The following is a 1,542-nucleotide window of genomic DNA, read 5'->3' on the forward strand; positions in this document are numbered from 1 at the left end:
TTTATTACTACTGGATATTGAACGGCTTCGACCCTTAGCACTTAGTCATGGAATTGACATTACTATTTCCAGGTGCAAGATATGAGGATAGGTGTAAGTGCGATTCGTTCTGGAGAAACCCATAATCTGGGGGAATTCCAGGCTTCAGTAGAGTAACTCCGCCAGGAGTTGAGTCCGCACTTTAATCGCTTTATCAGTTTCATTTTTATTAATTTTTTGCCTCCGCAAAATTTTAGATATTAAAAATCTCATAATATTTCTTGACAATATTTGAATATTTCAAGGTAAAGTAATGCTCAATATAGATTTAGAACGACTTCTTTACGCAGTACAAATAGATTTTCAAACAGAGGTTACTAAGATTACTGGGCAAGTTTTTAGCGACACTCAGTTCCAATTATCGGCTCGAAAAATTGGCAAGGTTCATGCAGCTTTAGTTGTACCACAAATTTATTTGAAATCATTACATAAAGATTATGAAAGCATTGTTGATAATAATTTAGCTATTACTTTTAAAAGTCAAAACCGTGCTGTAGGAAATTTTCAAGTAAATTATTTACCTAAAATAAATATATTAACTATATCTGGGTACTACAAAGAGGGCACGGCTTATCTATGTTATTCTCCAGCTAGGAATCCTGATTGGTACAATGGCAAAGGTTATAAAATAGTTCGCCCTGATTGTATTGGAGAAAAATTTGAGTTGTTAGCGAACAAATTTTATCCATTTTTTGAAGAATTTTTTGCAGTTTAATTAAAATTAAACCCATTGTCAGGATGGCTATAGAGGGACGAATTATTTTAATTTGACACAGCTACGCGGTTCGCACTCGTGCGGTCACTAATGACAGCGAACGCCGCTTTCTGGAGCGTCGGCTACGCTCAGTTCAGCAACGTTCATAGAAACGGTGAACACTAGCAAACAATCTGTGGCTCTGGTCAAATAATTCCTCGCTCTACATCTGATGAGTAGATGAGTAATGTCTCTTTTACTTTAAAAGCTGAACTATATTTTCAGCAACACCGATTGCTGAAGCGGGATTTTGTCCAGTTACTAAGCGTTCGCTAACTACAACATGGGCTTGAAAATTTCGGGCTTCGGTATGTTTGGCTCCACGTTCTATGAGTTTTGACTCTAGCAAAAATGGCATGGTTTTTGTGAGTCCGACGGCTTCTTCTTCTTCATTGGTGAAGGCTGCTACTGTCTTATTAGCGACAAGATATGCTCCATTAGATAGCTTTACATTCACAAGTCCTGCTGGACCGTGACACACTGCACCAACAACGCCCCCTTGTTCATAAATGGCTGCCGTTAGTTGAGCAAGTTTTTTATTGTCAGGAAAATCCCACATAGTGCCATGCCCACCTGCAAAAAAGATGGCTTTGTATTCAGATGGCTTGATTTCTTCAGGAGACAAAGTGTCTTTCACTTTGTCCATCACTTTGGGATTATTGACAAACTGTTTATTGAGAGGATCGTTAAGTTTGTAGCTATTTGGATCTATCGGGGCTGCTTCTCCTGTGGGACTAGCAAACTCTACC

The 1,542-nt window shown here is 38.5% G+C and carries 2 protein-coding genes; one reads left to right on the forward strand and one right to left on the reverse strand.

Annotated elements, in window-relative coordinates:
* Positions 1-292: 292 nt before the first annotated feature.
* Entirely contained in the window at positions 293-754 is a 462-nt protein-coding gene (locus H6G26_RS41670) for a hypothetical protein (protein ID WP_190737994.1), read from the forward strand.
* A gap of 235 nt (positions 755-989) precedes the next feature.
* On the opposite strand, the gene H6G26_RS41675 is transcribed toward H6G26_RS41670, so the two are convergent.
* A partial coding sequence (locus H6G26_RS41675) for a type 1 glutamine amidotransferase domain-containing protein (RefSeq protein WP_190737996.1) occupies positions 990-1,542 on the reverse strand: 553 nt, incomplete at its 5' end.

Origin of the sequence: Nostoc sp. FACHB-888 (assembly GCF_014696655.1) — a bacterium.
Classification (GTDB): domain Bacteria; phylum Cyanobacteriota; class Cyanobacteriia; order Cyanobacteriales; family Nostocaceae; genus Nostoc.